This window comes from Actinoplanes sp. NPDC023936 (genome assembly GCF_040639325.1).
Lineage (GTDB): Bacteria > Actinomycetota > Actinomycetes > Mycobacteriales > Micromonosporaceae > Actinoplanes.
The window spans coordinates 164,312-178,862 of record NZ_JBEZZR010000005.1 but is presented as its reverse complement, the minus strand read 5'-3'; the positions used below and the strand labels follow the sequence as shown (position 1 = coordinate 178,862).

General features: G+C 67.0%; 31 protein-coding genes. All 31 read left to right on the top strand.

The genetic code is table 11. From position 1 onward, the window contains the following. Positions 1-23 precede the first annotated feature (23 nt). The gene (locus AB0F72_RS09315) at positions 24-599 is read left to right on the top strand and encodes an endonuclease domain-containing protein (RefSeq protein WP_360427822.1); all 576 of its coding nucleotides are present in this window, start codon (positions 24-26) and stop codon (positions 597-599) included. A gap of 16 nt (positions 600-615) precedes the next feature. Continuing rightward, a complete protein-coding gene (locus AB0F72_RS09310; protein WP_360427819.1) occupies positions 616-939 on the top strand; it encodes a hypothetical protein in 324 nt (107 codons plus the stop codon). Continuing rightward, positions 936-1,457 carry a hypothetical protein gene (locus tag AB0F72_RS09305; protein ID WP_360427816.1) on the top strand — a complete coding sequence of 174 codons (522 nt, stop codon included), beginning with the start codon at positions 936-938 and terminating at the stop codon, positions 1,455-1,457. Before AB0F72_RS09310 ends, AB0F72_RS09305 begins: the two co-directional genes overlap by 4 nt. Continuing rightward, complete coding sequence (locus AB0F72_RS09300) at positions 1,457-2,428, top strand: phage Gp37/Gp68 family protein (protein ID WP_360427813.1); 972 nt, start codon at positions 1,457-1,459, stop codon at positions 2,426-2,428. Before AB0F72_RS09305 ends, AB0F72_RS09300 begins: the two co-directional genes overlap by 1 nt. Next, positions 2,425-2,712, top strand: a complete 288-nt coding sequence (locus tag AB0F72_RS09295; RefSeq protein WP_360427810.1) for a hypothetical protein — start codon at positions 2,425-2,427, stop codon at positions 2,710-2,712. Before AB0F72_RS09300 ends, AB0F72_RS09295 begins: the two co-directional genes overlap by 4 nt. Continuing rightward, positions 2,709-2,924, top strand: a complete 216-nt coding sequence (locus tag AB0F72_RS09290; protein ID WP_360427806.1) for a hypothetical protein — start codon at positions 2,709-2,711, stop codon at positions 2,922-2,924. Before AB0F72_RS09295 ends, AB0F72_RS09290 begins: the two co-directional genes overlap by 4 nt. Next, a complete protein-coding gene (locus AB0F72_RS09285) occupies positions 2,921-3,130 on the top strand; it encodes a hypothetical protein (protein ID WP_360427803.1) in 210 nt (69 codons plus the stop codon). Before AB0F72_RS09290 ends, AB0F72_RS09285 begins: the two co-directional genes overlap by 4 nt. Further along, complete coding sequence (locus tag AB0F72_RS09280; RefSeq protein ID WP_360427800.1) at positions 3,130-3,378, top strand: hypothetical protein; 249 nt, start codon at positions 3,130-3,132, stop codon at positions 3,376-3,378. Before AB0F72_RS09285 ends, AB0F72_RS09280 begins: the two co-directional genes overlap by 1 nt. After that, on the top strand, positions 3,375-3,803 hold the full coding sequence (locus tag AB0F72_RS09275) for a hypothetical protein (protein ID WP_360427797.1): 429 nt from the start codon (positions 3,375-3,377) through the stop codon (positions 3,801-3,803). Before AB0F72_RS09280 ends, AB0F72_RS09275 begins: the two co-directional genes overlap by 4 nt. Then, a complete protein-coding gene (locus AB0F72_RS09270) occupies positions 3,800-4,210 on the top strand; it encodes a hypothetical protein (protein WP_360427794.1) in 411 nt (136 codons plus the stop codon). Before AB0F72_RS09275 ends, AB0F72_RS09270 begins: the two co-directional genes overlap by 4 nt. After that, complete coding sequence (locus AB0F72_RS09265) at positions 4,210-4,695, top strand: DUF4326 domain-containing protein (protein WP_360427791.1); 486 nt, start codon at positions 4,210-4,212, stop codon at positions 4,693-4,695. The genes AB0F72_RS09270 and AB0F72_RS09265 overlap by 1 nt, the downstream gene beginning before the upstream one ends. Further along, entirely contained in the window at positions 4,692-5,009 is a 318-nt protein-coding gene (locus AB0F72_RS09260; protein WP_360427788.1) for a hypothetical protein, read from the top strand. The genes AB0F72_RS09265 and AB0F72_RS09260 overlap by 4 nt, the downstream gene beginning before the upstream one ends. Beyond that, positions 5,006-5,326, top strand: a complete 321-nt coding sequence (locus AB0F72_RS09255; RefSeq protein ID WP_360427785.1) for a hypothetical protein — start codon at positions 5,006-5,008, stop codon at positions 5,324-5,326. The genes AB0F72_RS09260 and AB0F72_RS09255 overlap by 4 nt, the downstream gene beginning before the upstream one ends. Next, positions 5,323-5,556, top strand: coding sequence for a helix-turn-helix transcriptional regulator (locus AB0F72_RS09250; RefSeq protein ID WP_360427782.1), 234 nt, complete (start codon positions 5,323-5,325; stop codon positions 5,554-5,556). Before AB0F72_RS09255 ends, AB0F72_RS09250 begins: the two co-directional genes overlap by 4 nt. Further along, the gene (locus AB0F72_RS09245; protein WP_360427779.1) at positions 5,553-5,837 is read left to right on the top strand and encodes a hypothetical protein; all 285 of its coding nucleotides are present in this window, start codon (positions 5,553-5,555) and stop codon (positions 5,835-5,837) included. The genes AB0F72_RS09250 and AB0F72_RS09245 overlap by 4 nt, the downstream gene beginning before the upstream one ends. Continuing rightward, positions 5,834-6,181, top strand: coding sequence for a hypothetical protein (locus AB0F72_RS09240; RefSeq protein WP_360427776.1), 348 nt, complete (start codon positions 5,834-5,836; stop codon positions 6,179-6,181). The genes AB0F72_RS09245 and AB0F72_RS09240 overlap by 4 nt, the downstream gene beginning before the upstream one ends. Then, positions 6,178-6,369, top strand: coding sequence for a hypothetical protein (locus AB0F72_RS09235; protein WP_360427773.1), 192 nt, complete (start codon positions 6,178-6,180; stop codon positions 6,367-6,369). The genes AB0F72_RS09240 and AB0F72_RS09235 overlap by 4 nt, the downstream gene beginning before the upstream one ends. A 307-nt stretch (positions 6,370-6,676) precedes the next feature. After that, a complete protein-coding gene (locus tag AB0F72_RS09230; protein WP_360427770.1) occupies positions 6,677-7,735 on the top strand; it encodes a GIY-YIG nuclease family protein in 1,059 nt (352 codons plus the stop codon). Positions 7,736-7,749: 14 nt separating this feature from the next. Then, positions 7,750-8,748: a hypothetical protein gene (locus AB0F72_RS09225; RefSeq protein WP_360427767.1), complete on the top strand. Its 999-nt coding sequence runs from the start codon at positions 7,750-7,752 to the stop codon at positions 8,746-8,748. Then, positions 8,735-9,178, top strand: a complete 444-nt coding sequence (locus AB0F72_RS09220) for a hypothetical protein (protein ID WP_360427764.1) — start codon at positions 8,735-8,737, stop codon at positions 9,176-9,178. The genes AB0F72_RS09225 and AB0F72_RS09220 overlap by 14 nt, the downstream gene beginning before the upstream one ends. Further along, on the top strand, positions 9,175-10,503 hold the full coding sequence (gene dnaB, locus AB0F72_RS09215) for a replicative DNA helicase (protein ID WP_360427761.1): 1,329 nt from the start codon (positions 9,175-9,177) through the stop codon (positions 10,501-10,503). The genes AB0F72_RS09220 and dnaB overlap by 4 nt, the downstream gene beginning before the upstream one ends. 75 nt (positions 10,504-10,578) lie before the next feature. Further along, positions 10,579-11,007: a hypothetical protein gene (locus AB0F72_RS09210; protein ID WP_360427758.1), complete on the top strand. Its 429-nt coding sequence runs from the start codon at positions 10,579-10,581 to the stop codon at positions 11,005-11,007. Further along, complete coding sequence (locus tag AB0F72_RS09205) at positions 11,004-11,951, top strand: hypothetical protein (RefSeq protein ID WP_360427755.1); 948 nt, start codon at positions 11,004-11,006, stop codon at positions 11,949-11,951. The genes AB0F72_RS09210 and AB0F72_RS09205 overlap by 4 nt, the downstream gene beginning before the upstream one ends. Further along, complete coding sequence (locus AB0F72_RS09200) at positions 11,948-12,352, top strand: hypothetical protein (RefSeq protein WP_360427752.1); 405 nt, start codon at positions 11,948-11,950, stop codon at positions 12,350-12,352. Before AB0F72_RS09205 ends, AB0F72_RS09200 begins: the two co-directional genes overlap by 4 nt. Beyond that, positions 12,349-12,681, top strand: coding sequence for a hypothetical protein (locus AB0F72_RS09195; protein ID WP_360427749.1), 333 nt, complete (start codon positions 12,349-12,351; stop codon positions 12,679-12,681). The genes AB0F72_RS09200 and AB0F72_RS09195 overlap by 4 nt, the downstream gene beginning before the upstream one ends. Then, on the top strand, positions 12,678-12,869 hold the full coding sequence (locus AB0F72_RS09190) for a hypothetical protein (RefSeq protein WP_360427746.1): 192 nt from the start codon (positions 12,678-12,680) through the stop codon (positions 12,867-12,869). The genes AB0F72_RS09195 and AB0F72_RS09190 overlap by 4 nt, the downstream gene beginning before the upstream one ends. Then, on the top strand, positions 12,866-13,024 hold the full coding sequence (locus AB0F72_RS09185; RefSeq protein WP_360427743.1) for a hypothetical protein: 159 nt from the start codon (positions 12,866-12,868) through the stop codon (positions 13,022-13,024). Before AB0F72_RS09190 ends, AB0F72_RS09185 begins: the two co-directional genes overlap by 4 nt. After that, positions 13,021-13,341 carry a hypothetical protein gene (locus AB0F72_RS09180; RefSeq protein ID WP_360427740.1) on the top strand — a complete coding sequence of 107 codons (321 nt, stop codon included), beginning with the start codon at positions 13,021-13,023 and terminating at the stop codon, positions 13,339-13,341. The genes AB0F72_RS09185 and AB0F72_RS09180 overlap by 4 nt, the downstream gene beginning before the upstream one ends. Continuing rightward, positions 13,338-13,625, top strand: coding sequence for a hypothetical protein (locus AB0F72_RS09175; protein ID WP_360427737.1), 288 nt, complete (start codon positions 13,338-13,340; stop codon positions 13,623-13,625). Before AB0F72_RS09180 ends, AB0F72_RS09175 begins: the two co-directional genes overlap by 4 nt. Continuing rightward, positions 13,622-14,194 (top strand): hypothetical protein, encoded by a 573-nt coding sequence (locus tag AB0F72_RS09170; protein ID WP_360427734.1) that lies wholly within the window; start codon positions 13,622-13,624, stop codon positions 14,192-14,194. The genes AB0F72_RS09175 and AB0F72_RS09170 overlap by 4 nt, the downstream gene beginning before the upstream one ends. Further along, positions 14,191-14,418, top strand: coding sequence for a hypothetical protein (locus tag AB0F72_RS09165; RefSeq protein WP_360427731.1), 228 nt, complete (start codon positions 14,191-14,193; stop codon positions 14,416-14,418). Before AB0F72_RS09170 ends, AB0F72_RS09165 begins: the two co-directional genes overlap by 4 nt. The last annotated feature ends 133 nt before the right edge of the window (positions 14,419-14,551 follow it).

The following is a 14,551-nucleotide window of genomic DNA, read 5'->3' as shown; positions in this document are numbered from 1 at the left end:
TCAGTCAACGCATGGGAGCGAACATGCAGATCACTGCACCGCCTCGTCTCAACAACGGACGGGTTGCATGGTGGGTCGTAGGCAATGACGGCGCGCGCACGCTGCCCGCCCACATCGACTGCACGCATCGGCGGTACCGGCTGACATGCGCAGGTTACGAAGAGCTGATCCAACGGTCCGGCGCTCGCTGCGAGGCATGCAAAAAGCCCGCCCACGCCGAGGACAACGGACGTCGACAGATTCCCGGACGTCTACAAATCGACCACGACCACGAGCTCGGCATGTGGGCCGTTCGTGGCCTGCTATGTCAACGCTGCAACAGCACGATCGACCGGGAAGGCGTCGGACCCCGGTTAGCGCCGTATGCGGCCAAAGCCTTCTACCTCCTCATCCTTGCCCGTCACGGCATCACGAATCTTGCGCCAGCCGAACCACCTTTCGGCGCAAAAGTTCTGGATTTCGCTCACCGCCCGTGGCGACGCACGCCCCATGGCTGGGTCGCCGAACACAACCAGGCGTGGCACCTCGAATCCGTCGTGACCTGGAACTTCTTGGTCCGAAACTCCGGGCCTCACAACCTTCACCCCATTCCGGCATAGCCCGAGAGGAACGCCAATGACCGACACCACCTGGCCGCCGCCGTGGACGCTCAAGCCCGTCCACGCCGAGCCCCACATCGTCCAGGAGTCCGACGAGGACGAGCAGCCGCTACCCGAGTTCATCCACTGGCCGATCGGGTGGGGGTTCGCCCTCAACGTCGGCCAGTGCGACGGCGAGCACGGCGGCCCGCTCACGATCGGCGCGCACTTCGGTGACGCCGACCTGGCTCGCGGCTTCGTCAAGCGTGAGACCACCCCGGAGCAGCTGGAGGAGTTCGCCCGGCTGCTGCTCAACCTCGCCGCCAACCACCGCAAGCGTGCCGCCGAGGAGGCTTCATGAGCGACAACACCGCCATCGAGTGGGCAGACCGCACGCCGCTGCGAGTGCGCGCAACGGCAGCGGCTCGGATCGGCATCACGTTGGCCGAGTACGACTTCAACTTGGCCGCCGGCGAAAAGTGGTGTGGCGGTTGCCGGACATGGGAGCCGCGCTCCGCATTCGCCGCAGACAAGTCGAGGGGCGACGGCCTGATGAGCCGCTGCCGCGATTCACGGAACAACGCGGCGAGGAAGTCATACGTGCCGACGCCACGGCCCGCAACGGGACGACGATACGTCGAAGCTCGCGACGGTGACCAGCTTCAAGCGCGGCGGCGAGTGAACTACCTCGTTGAGGCCGCGTTGCTTCCCGCGCCCAACACGTTGCCCTGCGCCGATTGCGGCCACATCTGGGACGAAGGCGAGCGACGCCACGAATACGACCACCACCTTGGCTATGCCGCCGAAAATCACGAAGCCGTTGAGGCTGTCTGCACCACCTGTCACCACAGCCGCGAAGACAACCGGAGGGCAGCCTGATGTCGAGTAAGACAAGCATCGAATGGACCCGCGGTGAGGACGGCAGCGCCGGGCGCACCTGGAATCCCCTGCTCGGCTGCGAGCGCGTTTCCCCCGGTTGCGACGGCTGCTATGCGATCACCACGGCCACCATCCGGGCCGGGAACCCGCATCCGAAGGTCGCCGCCGCATTCGCCGGCCTCACCGAACGCCGCGACGGTCGCCTCGACTGGACTGGGCGCATCAACCTGCTGCCCGACCGGTTGACGCAGCCGTTGTCGTGGCGCAAGCCGTCGAAGGTGTTCGTGAACAGCCAGTCCGACCTGTTCCACAAGGACGTGCCCGACGAGTTCATCGCCAAGGTGTTCGCCGTCATGGCCGCCACCCCGCAGCACTCCTACCAGCTGCTCACCAAGCGGCACGGGCGGATGCGGTCGCTGCTCAACAACGCCGAGTGGCGCTCGTCTGTTTTCCTCCGCGAAAGCCTCACAGGACGGGCGGAGAACAGGCCGCTGCCCGCCTGGCCGCTACCTAATGTCTGGCTGGGCGTGTCCGTCGAAGACCAGGCCCGTGCCAAGCTGCGCGTTCCGGCACTCCTGCACACGCCTGCGGCGGTGCGATGGCTGTCGTGTGAGCCACTGCTCGGCCCGGTCAGCTTGATCCCGTGGCTCAACGGCGGGGTCGGCACCGTGGCACCCGCTGATCTGGACTGGGTCGTAGTCGGCGGAGAGTCAGGTCCCCGCGCCCGGCCGGTGCATCCCGACTGGGCGCGGGCACTGCGCGATGAGTGCATCGCTGCCGGGGTGCCGTACTTCTTCAAGCAGTGGGGCGAGTGGGCTCCGCTGGTGCCCGGCGTGAACCCCGGCAAGGAGATCCGCGCTTACCCCGGCGCGCTGATTCAGCGGGTGGGCAAGAAAGCTGCGGGCCGCGAACTGGACGGGCGCACGTGGGACGAGTACCCGACGGCTCGGACCGAGGCGGCGGCACGGTGACCGATCAGCGCGTCTCCACCCTGGAGAACCCAATCCCATACCCGGTGCGCTCCCCCAGCGGCCTGCCGTGCACCAAGACCATTCACCCCGGCTGGACGGTTGAGGAAGGCCACGACGGCGGCCACTTCTGGGTCAGCGACCTCCTGAGCCGCATCTTTGCCGGCGGTCACTACGACGCGACCGCCGCACTGGCCGGGCTGCCGTTTGACGGGCACCTGCCCGAGGACTGCCCCGGCGCCACCTGCCCGCACAGCGCTTCCGCTAACCAAGGAGGTGCCCGGTGACCGACCTCAACCTAACCGCCGTTCAGCACTGGTCAGAGCACACGTACGCGTGGATCGACGACAACGCCCCCGCCGACACCCTGCCCGACTTCGTGGTCCGGCATTTCGTCGAACACGTGCCCGCCCTGGTCGTACGCATCCAACACCTCACCGCCGAACTCGCGGCAGCCAGCCAGATGCTCGACGTTCTCACCGCCGAGGAGACCCGATGACCATCACTCAGCTTCCGAACATCGAACCCGGCGACCTGGTCACCCTCGACGGCAGGCCCGGCGAGTTCCCCGTGGTCGGCGTTTCCCACGGCGGCGAATGCGTTGCTGTCACCACAGGCGACCCGCACGAATGCCGGTGCGGCTGCGGGACGTGGGTGGACGCCTACACCGTCACGTCCGTCCGCAAGGCCAGCGAGGAGACCTGATGAACCCTGAAGACGGCCCCACCGTCCAGATCTGCCAGCCCCACCAGGTTGCTGACACGTCGAAGGCGCTCGGTCTTCCCGTGGTCGGCGCCGACCGGGACGGCCCGCACGACGTTCGCTGCGGTGGCTGCGGCGGCGAGAAAACCGACCAGGACTGTCCGTACTCGGTGCGTATGCGGGCGTACGTCGACAGCCTGCCGTGGCCGCCGAGTCAGGGCGGGCCGACCAGCACGGAGGTGCCCGCATGACCGCCATCACTACTCGCACCGAACCGTGCTGGATCGTCACCCTCGCCGATGGCAGCCCCAGCGGATTCGAAGACTCCGAGCCCCACTACGACAACCAGGGCGAAGCAGAGAAGGCTGCCACCGCCATAACGCACGCCGACGAACTGCCGCCGATCGTCAAGCGGCTCGACGGTCTCTGCTCGTCCGCCACGACGGCCTGCGGCTACCGCTACGACGAAGACGACGAGGGCATCCAGCACTGGCCCGACAGCGCCGAGGAGTTCCGCAAGTTCCTCGTTTTCACCATGGAATACCGCTCCGGTGAGCGCGGCGACCTGCTGTGCCCTGCCGATCGGGGCTGCGACGAATGCGACGCCCTCGCAGCCGATCTGGAGACGGCCGAGGTTCGCGGCCAGATGCCGCTGATCCCTGAGGAGACCCGATGACCCCGATCGACTATCTGAACCGCGCCCACACCATGGCCCCCACCCCCGGCGAGCACGGCACCCGCGAGGAGTGGATGCGCCACTACGCCGCGCAGGCCCTGGCTGCGTTCGCCGGCTTCTACGTGGTCACCCACGAGCCGCGCACCGGCGGCGACCGGCCGGAGATCGGCTACCTGGCGCTGATCGGTCACACCTCCGTCGCCGCCGTCCTCGGCCTCAACGCATCCCCGGATCACCTGCCCCGCCTGCTGTGGCAGTTCGAGCCCGAAGGTGACGCGCTCAACGGTGAGTGGGAGGACTACATCGTCTCCGTGCTGGACCGGCTTGGCATCAACCCGGCCGACCTGGACGAGCGATACGCGGCAGACGAATTCGGCAGCCCCAGCCGTGCGGCGGAGGTGGCGTGATGCCGAAGCGTATTCAGCGTCGGCGTACAGCCGGATGGCGAATGCCCGAAACGGCGGTCTACGTCGGTCGGCCCACGATCTACGGCAATCCGTTCCGGGCCGGTGTCGACTTCTGCGGCCCGACAATCGAATGCCTTTACACCCCCGCCGGACTGGTCGCGAAGTTCCGGACCTGGCTTGCCGCCACCGAACTGCACCCGCTGTTCTGGGACTCCAATCTCATCACGGCACACATTGCTCTCAAGGCGGCGCTGAAACGGGGCGATCTGACTGGCCGGGATCTGGCGTGCTGGTGTCCGCCCGGTCAGCCGTGCCACGCCGACGTGCTGCTGGAGGTCGCCAACCCGAAAGCGGATTTCGCCCTGGTTGGCAACTGCATCGGCTGCCGCCACGACCTGAGAGCCGGTCCGTGTGGTGGCTGCGGAGCGGTGGCCGGGGACCCTTTGGTGGCTACTGGTTCGAAGCCTTCGGATGGTGCGCCATGACCAGCGAATCCAACTACCTGATCTGGTCGAATAAGCAGAACGCCTGGTGGGGTCCTGGCGGCAAGTACTACGTGCAGGACATGTGGGAAGCCGGCCGCATCCCCCTCGACTACGCCGAAGCGCTGTGCCGGATCCGCACCTGGAAGCCCGGCGCCGGGACACCGCCGCCCGAGGTGGCCGTGCAGGCTCCCGAGTCGTACCTGCCGCTCGAAACGTACGAGCAGATCGAGGCTGCAGAGGTTCAGACGCGGGTGCTCGTCGAGCAGCTAACCCGCAAGGGCATGCAGGACCGGGTCGTGGAGGCGGCCCGGTGAATGACGACCTGACGCGCGTAACTACCTACGGACGCCCCGTCTTCGCAGGGCCTGGCCCCGGCGCGCTGTGGCAGCACGTGTGCGGCAACCTCGCCACCGTCGACCTGCTCGGCGACGGTTTCACCTGGGAGCTGAACTGCGACCGTTGCAGCCGCCGTGACGGCTGGGTGCCGCTGTTCGCCTACACCGGGCGGCTGTGCGACCAGTGCATGGGCAACGGCTGGGTGCCGATCGGCGGCAAGGTCAGCAGCGCTCCCTACGGCTTCTCGACGGTCACCGAGTGCACCGCATGCGAGGCCTCGGGGGTCGGGTCGTGACCGACTTCCACACCACCGACATCCTGCCCTGCCACATCGCCCTCACCGGCCGCGAAGTCGAGGTGCTGCAACTCATCGCCGCCGGGCACACCAACGCGCAGATCGGCCGGCAGCTGTACATCGGCGTGAACACGGTGAAAACCCACGTGAAGCACCTGTTCCGCAAACTCGGCGCTGAGGATCGGGCGGGCGCGGTCGGGAATGCGTTCCGGGCGGGGCTGCTGTCGTGACCGCGCCCGAACCGGCCCGCCTAGACGGTCGTCTTCTCGCCCAAGAAGAGATCCGCGAGTTCCTCGGCTTCGTCCGGGAGGCCAGGTTCCAACCGGACCCGCTGTACGCGGCCGTCCTGGCACTCCCCCGCACCAGCGAGGAACTGTTCGCCTGGCTGCGGGATCGCGGCCTCGGGGTTGGCGCCGGGGCGGGCGTGGTGCTGCTCACCGTCCGCCGGGACCTGTGGCAGGCGGGCGGACTCGACGACAAGGATCCACCGGCCGAGGACGGCGTGTCGTGATCCCGCGCTCCGGTGACATCGTGCGGATCGGGGCGTCGTGCGGCGCAATGTTCCGGATCTACAAGCCGTTCATGCGGTTCCGTGTCGCCGGCGCCACCCGGTATCCGAGCACCCCCGACGACATGCTCTACCTGTCCGGCTATCACATCGACATGCACGGTGTGGCCTTGGAGCACCGGCCTGAACTGCTGGTCATCCACGTCAACCTGATCCTCGAACCGCGGCCGGCTACGGAACGGCGTCCCCGCAACGACGGTGTGGTGCGGGTTCCGGCGCAGCGTGGCGGTAACGAATCCGGTCAGGTGCGGCGGCCGAACCAGGGTGCGCGGGGAGGGCGGCGGTGACCGGCCTGTGCCGCACCGGGAAAACGGCCTGGCCCGACCAGGAAGCCGCCGAACTGGCGCTTGCGGACATTCGCGCCGTCGACGAGCTGATGGCACCGGGCCGGAAGGTTCCGCGCCGGGCGTACAACTGCGAGTTCTGCTCCGAATGGCATCTCACGAGTAAGCCCGCACGAAGGAAAGGGGCGTGAATCCGATGGGCAAACGCAACGGTATTACCGCCGGAAAATTGCCATTGTGACGGATTGTTTTTAGTCCGCTACAGCGCATAAGAAATAGCGTAGATCGACACCCGAAAGATAGGCGCGCAAAGGCCGTGGAATCGAACGCTTGGACTAAGATAGAAAGACGCGCGGCCAAGGTATCTGACACCCTGACCGCGCTTGCAAGATCCCATTCCGAGACGACCGGAAAGGACCGTGCCGTGATGAAGCTTAAGGCTCCACTGTACGACACGCAGAGCAACACCACCATCCACAGCGCGGCGGTGAACGCCTGATGCCACGCATCACCCTCGGCCGCGCCGAACTCGACACCCGGCCGCACATCCTCTACCGGTTCTACGACCGCACCGGCGTCCTGCTGTACATCGGTATCACCGTGGACCTCGGTGTCCGCATGAAGGACCACGCCAAAGACAAGCCGTGGTGGCCGCAGGTCGACCGCGCAGCAACCCGCATCGAGTACTACGACGGCCGGCGCGCCGCCCTCGATGCCGAACGTGAGGCCATCAAGGCAGAGAAGCCACTGGAGAACGACCAGCACAACGAGTGGGTCGAGTCGAATGACGAAGAAGACGACTCTTGGTCTCGGAAGGACTTCGTTGACTACCTCCTTGCGGAGGCGGAGGACGCGGAGCGCGATGCAGCCCTAGCAAGTTCCGCCGCCGACTGGGAAGGCAACGCACGGACGGTGGAAGCGCAGCGGATCGAGGCTGCGTTCTCGATCATGCTCCGCCTCAGGAACGACCGGATCGATGCACAGAATGCCATGGATGACCTCATCAACCTTTCCGTGCAGATTGACGGAGGCAAGAAATGGCGTCCATTCATCAGGGAGATCAGGAGAGAGCGAGAGAAGCGCTCGGGTCCGGTGAACCACTTTCAGAAACAGGTTGGTTTCCTTCGCGCGTTCTCTGCGTCAATGTCAGCGGAATACCTCTCAAGACTGCCTGATGCCGAGCAGGCGGGATGGCGCGAGTGCGCCAAGACAATGGGGTCAATCGCCGTTGTAGACGTTGAAATTCGTGCCGCAGATTATGCGAGCGCATATAAGAAGCAGGCGTGGATCATGGACGGCATGTGCGCAGGCCCGGACCGCTCAGGCGCGCGATGCCCAAACCGCGTCAGCCACATCACCACCTTCGAGGTGTGTGGAGAATGCGATCCGGGGGTGCCCTGCAGCGGACATGCTCGGTGGTGCGAGACGCACACTATGCAGGCGCAGAACGGCGGCTTTGAGCTACTTGTGGATGACCCCAGCGCAGCCTTCCAGGTCAAAGAAGTCGTCCTGATCCCTCAGGAAAAGGATCAGGACCCATGGGAGGTGCCGCTCTGATGGCGTGGGGACGCATGGACGACGGGTTCGACGACCACCCCAAGGTCGTTGCGCTCCTCGATGAGGACGACCTCACGATGGCGGGCGTCGCAATCGGCCTATGGACACTGTGCTGGTCGTGGGCGCACCGCAACACACGCAAGCGCGGCAAGACACCCGGCCTGGTTCCGCCAGGGCTCCCGCGCCGCTTCCTCGGCCCGGCCGGCAAGGAAGCGGCGCAGTTCCTGGTGAAGCACCGGCTGTGGGATGAGCACGAGAGCGGCGGTTGGCTGTTCCACGATTTCGGCGACTATCTGCCCACCGAGGAAACCCGTGAGGCTCGCGCGGAGGCTGGGCGTCGTGGTGCTGCCGCGCGCTGGGCGGGCCACCAAAAGGCCACGGATGAGGGTGAATCGGACGCCGAGGATGGCAATTTGCCATCGGCTTGCCATGAGGCCGCTAGCAAGACGGTGGCAAACGATGGCTCGCGCGCGCCCGCGCCCTGGGATCCCACTCCCGCTCCCACTCCCGGAGAACCTACAGATCTCCCTCCGGTCGATCTGTTCGGCGATGCCAACGAATCGAAGCCTGAGAAGCCGTCGGGGAAGCCCGCCAAGCGCCCGGCGAAGGTAGCGACTCGCATCCCCGACGACTTCGCCGTTGACGACGCCATGAGGAAGTGGGCGGCCGAGAAGGCCAAGTCCGTGGCGTTGCCGTCGGAGACCGAGAACTTCATCGACTACTGGCAGGCCCGCGCCAAAGACGACACCAAGAAGGACTGGGTGGCTGCTTGGCGGACGTGGATGCGCAACGCACAGAGCCGGCTCGAAGAACGTGGCATCACCCGAGCCTGGACACCCGACGGCGCGGTCATGCCCTACAACTCTCCGCACCGCGGTTCAAGCGTCAGCTATACCGAGCAGGCCGCGCCACCTCGGCAATCCCGCTCCCCCGCTGATCAGCGGGTGGCCGAGAACCAAGACCTTTACCGGAAGTACCGCGACCTTGAGGAGGCGCAACGTGGACAGAGCTGAGGTGGTGCTGCTGCTGACCCTGGCCGGCACCTTCGACTACCGGCGGGTTGGTGACGCCGACGTGGAGGCCTGGCATCTGGCCCTCGACGACATCGACCTGGACGACGCGAAGGCCGCGGTGGTGCGCCACTACCGGGAGTCGACAGACCGGATGATGCCCGCCCACGTCCGCGCCGGGGTTAAGGCGATCCGCGCGGAGCGGCGCCGCAACGAGCCGTCGGAGGCGTTGGCGCTGCCGTCGAAGTTCGAGCAGGACATGAACCGGCAGGTGCGCATGGAGGCCGGGGCCGCGCAGGTCCGTGACGTCCTGGCGGCGATCGGAGCGCATCTGGAGACACAGTCCCCGCCGCCGGTGTCGGCGATGGAACAACTGCGGGCAATCACCGCAGGTCCGGATTGGGAGACCGACGAGCAGGAGGCCAGCCGATGAGCGACCGGACACCGCCGCACGACATGGAGGCGGAGCAGGCCACCCTCGGCGGGATGATGCTCGCCTCCCAGGCCATCGACGACGTGATCGAGATCGTGGCTGTCGGCGACTTCTACCGGCCCGTCCACCAGACGGTGTTCGAGACGATCGTTGCCCTTCACGGGCGGGGCGAGCCGGCCGACGCCAACACTGTTGCCGCCGCCTTGTATGACTCCGGTGATTTGCAGCGAATCGGCGGTGTGCCCTACCTGCACACGCTGATCGAGCAGGTGCCGACCGCGGCGAACGCCGGGTATTACGCGCGGATCGTGCAGCAGCGGGCCGTGTCCCGGCGGCTGGTGGAGGCGGCGATCCGGATCGCGCAGCTCGGCTACGGGTCCGCGAATGCTGCTGGTGTTGAGCTCGGCGACATCGTGGACTTGGCGCAGCAGGCCGTCTACGACATCACGGTGGAGCGCGGTGCCGGGGAGACGGTTCGGGCCGGTGAGGTGTTCACGCCGGTGATGGACGACATCGAATCGGCGGGGTCGAAGGACGACAGCATGCTCGGGGTGCCGACCGGGTTCAAGGATCTGGACCGGCTGCTGAACGGGTTGCAGGCAGGTCAGGTCATCATCGTCGCGGGGCGGCCGGGGCTCGGGAAGTCCACGGTCGGTTTGGACATCGCCCGGCATGCGGCGATCCAGGCGGGCATGCCGTCGGCGTTCTTCACACTGGAGATGTCGAAGGTGGAGATGGTGACCCGGCTGTTGTCGGCCGAGTCCAGGGTGCCGCTGCACGTGCTCCGGTCGGGGCAACTGTCGGATGACGACTGGGCGCGGATGGCGAAGCGCATGGCAGAGATCTCTGATGCGCCGATCTTCGTGGACGACACACCGAGCATGGGCCTGTCGGAGATCCGGTCGAAGGCGCGGAGCTTGAAGAAGAAGCACGGCCTGCGGCTGCTCGTCGTGGATTACCTGCAGCTGATGTCGTCGCCGAAGCGCTCCGAGTCCCGGCAGCAGGAGGTCTCCGAACTCAGCCGTGGCTTGAAGCTGCTGGGCAAGGAAATCGAGTGCCCGATCATCGTGGTGTCGCAGCTGAATCGGGGGCCTGAGCAGCGCCAGGACAAGCGCCCGCAGCTGTCTGATTTACGCGAGTCTGGTTCGATCGAGCAGGATAGCGACGTTGTGATCCTTTTGCACCGGGATGACCACTACGACAAGGAGTCGCCGCGCGCCGGCGAGGCCGATTTCATCGTGGCCAAGCACCGTAACGGCCCGACGGACACGATCACCGTGGCGGCGCAGCTGCACCTGTCGCGCTTCGTCGACATGGCGATCTAACGCTGGACGGGACCGGAATGCCACTAACACTCCGGTCCCACCCACATCCTGCCCCAGCCCTCCGGAAAGAGTGCCATGACCATTGAGAACATCCCGCTGCCGGGGATGCCCGAACCCGTCTGGACCGTGAACACCGTCCTGGACCTGCCCGCCGGCATCGTCCAGAGCCCTCAACCGTGCTGGCACCTGGTTGACGCGGCCGACGCACCGTACGTGCCCGGCGACACGATGCCGCACTACGACACCCAGGTTGACGCGGCGTCGGTCGCTGAAGGCCTGACCGAACACGACGATGCTCCGTTTGTTCCGGCGGCGTTCCCCCACGGCTGCTGGACTGCGGTCGCTGCGTGCGGGCTCGTGCTGGACAGCGAGGAAGGCGGCAGTGCGCACTTCGACGGCCCGGACCTTGCCCTGAGCGAGGCGGCCGAAGCCGCCTGGACGGTGGTCGGCGGGGTGCTGCGCTGCGAGGACGGCGAGGACTGCAAGCCAAAGGGGGCAGCATGACCCGCCGCTGGGAGCCCGGCACCTACGACCGGGAGGCGATTCGAGAGGTCTACACCGAGGTCCGCAGAGGGATGCAGGTTGAGCGGGTCCGCTACCGCAAGATCCCGCACGTCGGCGAACTGATTGCCTGGGTGGACCGCAAGGCCTACCGTGTCGTCGCCGTCGAGGAACGCGAGCAGGCGAACTGGCACGAGCAGACCATGCGCGCCTGGGAGCAGGCAGGCAGCCCCGACCCGTGCACGTGGGAAGGCCGCGAACGAGCCGTGCGGCTGCGGCCGGCGAACGACCCTGCCGCGAAGGGGCGCGGCTACGGCCTTTACCCGTGGGCGACGAACGACCGCTGGTGGCCGCTGCGCGAGCAGTACCCGGTGTGCTGTGACTGCAAGCTGATCTGGCCGTGCCCGTGCGACGAGCAGACCACTGAGGCCCGCGCCGCGATGAGGGAGTTCAACCGCCTGGCGGGCATCATGCCGGGCTGCTGCTGGGCGTGCGGGGAGCCGGTGACGGGCCGCCACCATTCCATCGTCTTCGACGGCGACAACCTGCTGATGCCTGGCGCTGGCCCGGCAGTGTTCCACACGTCGCATTCACGGAAGGCGAAGCAAGGCACCTGCCGCAGCCAGGCCGAGGACTACGAGCAGCAGTGGGTGTCCGCTGACCCGGATTGCCGGGCGGTGCGGCTGCGCTGTTCCGGCATGCTGTACCGGCACATCGGGGCCAGCGAGTGCACGCACGGCGACACCTGCCCTGGCGCGGAGGCGAGTCACAGCAACTATGCGCACTGCACGACCGCCTCGTATTCGGGGTGGACTCCGGAGGGCGGAGCGGTCGAGCAGCCGCGCCCGGTGTCGAACTGCGGCACGCGTGGCTGTCGCGGGCCGAAAGCGCCTGCGGCGGTGCAGTCGCTCCGTGATGTGCCCCGCGAGCCGAAGGAGCGGCCGTGACCGAGCAGCGCAGCATCCTCAACGTCGTCTCGGACCTGCTGGCCGGACTGCCCGACTCGGTCCGCCGCGAACTCCACGTCTCCGAGCAGGTGCATAGGTTCCTCCGGGACACGTATGCGAAAGCGGTCGACCCGAAGCACGCCGCAACGATGGGGGCCATGCCCATCGTGGTCGACGGCGATCTGTCCGGCGGGCAGTGGCAGCTGCGCGAGAACGGCGAGACCGTCCAGGCCGGGGACATGGCGCCGGCACCGGACGGCATGGAGGTCATTTATTCGCCGCACGCTGGGTGGGTTGCCGTGAACAGCGAACTACTCAATCAGGTCGTTGCTGGCCCTGCTTCGCGGACATGGCCCAGCTTATTGCGCGGCCCCCATTGCGGGATGGGTTGGATGCGATGACCGAGCCGATGAGCATTGCCAGCCGCGTCCACGCCCTGATCTTCAACGGCATCACCCGCGCATCCTCGACCGCTACCGACGAGCGCGACTGGATTCGGCTCAGCGAGCGCGAGCGAATTGCCGAGGCCGTCTATGCCGAGCTGCGCGCCGGCAACATCGAGTTCCGGCTTGGTCCGCTTGCCCTGCTGGCCGAAGCCGTGGAGGCCGAGCGCAAAGGCGCTGACCAGCGCGATCCGTTGCCCGCCGATGAGCACCACTACGACGTGTCGGGCGGTCATCGCCCTGATTGCCGGATTCCATCGCACCATGCGATGGAGGATCTGACGTGACCGCCGACCACGAGAACATCGCTACCGCCCGCGCCATGTACGTCGAGGCTCGCGGCAACCTGGCCGACGCCCTACTTGAGGAATGCCCCGGCCCGCACCGATACGTCCAGCCCGGCGGCTGGCAGATCGAGCGGTGCTATGCCTGCGGGTACACCGAGGACGGCACTCGGACCGAGGAGCCTCAGTGAGCATCTACCGCACCGGCAACCACTGGGGGACCAAGATCATCCGCTTCGGCGCCGGCGTACCGGACGAGCACGGCCGTTGCGGCGACGACGAGGCCGTGGTCACCACTCGCTCCGGACGGCCGACGTTGGTCTTGCACGGGGGAGGATGGCGATGAGCGAGGCCCTCTTGCCTTGGGACAAGGTCGTTGCCGATTCGACAGCAGAACTCCTTGCCATCGAAGCCAAACGAGCAGCGCTCACTGAGAGGGAGGGCCAACTGTCGGCGCTGCAACACTCGCAGGAGGACGGCTACCAGCGGGCCGTCGCGGTCCTGCGTGGTGTTGCGGCCCGCAGCGACAGCCCCGCTGCGAAGTGGGCGGCCGAATACCTGATTGCCGATCCGGACCGGTGGCGGCGCGCTGAACGGTGCTGGCACAGCGCGGAGTGCACCGGTAGTGGACCCGACTGCGAACCCGAGCGGGGGTCGCGGTGAACGACGGCATGGGCGGCGAGGTGGACGCCGACGTGGCCGGGCGGATCATGTCGCTGATGCTGGACTGCGCCGACCCCAGCAACGACGCCGACCGGCGTGATGACGCGTTCGAGCAGGCCATGGACCTCAACCCGATCGTGACGGCGGTTGTCGCGGCCGGGTATCTGTGGGTGATCCTCAACGGGTTGCATGTGCAGTTCGGGCCTGCCGCGTCAGCGCACCTGGTGTCGCATCTGGCCGAAGGGTCCGTGCGGCTGCTCGACCCCGACGAGGAGGATGCGTGACCGCCGACTTCGTCCTTGCGGGCACCGGCTCCCGCAGCCTCCGCGTTGCCCCGCGCGACGTGCAGGTGGAGGCGATGGACCTGTGCATGGAACGGGTGGCGCAGCGGGTCCTGGAGCACGGCTCCCGGCTCGTCGTGATAAGTGGCCTCGCTGAAGGCTTTGACGAATGCCTTGCGCGGGCCGCTCTGCGGCTCGGTGTGCGCCTGTGGTGCGCGATCCCCTCCCGGTCCTACCTCGGCCACTACTGGGGCCGCACGTCGCTTCTGAGGCGGGACAGGCTGGCGAAGGCCGAGGAGATCGTCGGGCAGGCATGGAAGGTGACGTACGTGGCCGAGCAGATCCTGGGCACCGCCGCACTGAAAGTCGACGGCCTGCACATCAACTTCCACCGCAATCTGTTCATGACCGAGCAGGCGGATGACTTTGTGGTGTGGGATCCGACCTCACGCGGCACCGCTCACTGCGTGAAAGCAATCCGGCAGGCCGGGAAATGGCGCGACGACATGGTGCTCGGGCCAACCGTGCAACCCATGCTGGGCGGAACGAGCGCAGGGAGGATTCACCGGTGACCCCCGAACGCGCCAAGAAGCTTGCTGGCCGATGGTTCATTGCCGCCCTCATCGCACTCGCAATCCGGGTCGGCCTGGACCTCCTCGGCCTCGGTGACGAATTCACGCAGCTGCTGTACACCGGCGCCAGCATCCTCTTCCTGATGGTCTCGATGCGCCGTCTCGGCTGGTCCGACGGCTACCGCGCCCGCGATGCAGAGGTGGCCCGCAATGAGCCGACCTGAACCCCGAAAGCCGGATGCCATCCCAGGGCTCAGCAGTAGCCTCCTGAAGCCGCTAAGGCGCCCTGGGAGGCTGCCGATCGGTACCGTTGGCGGGACGCCCGAGCCGGCGGAAGCCATGGACCGCTCAAGGTGA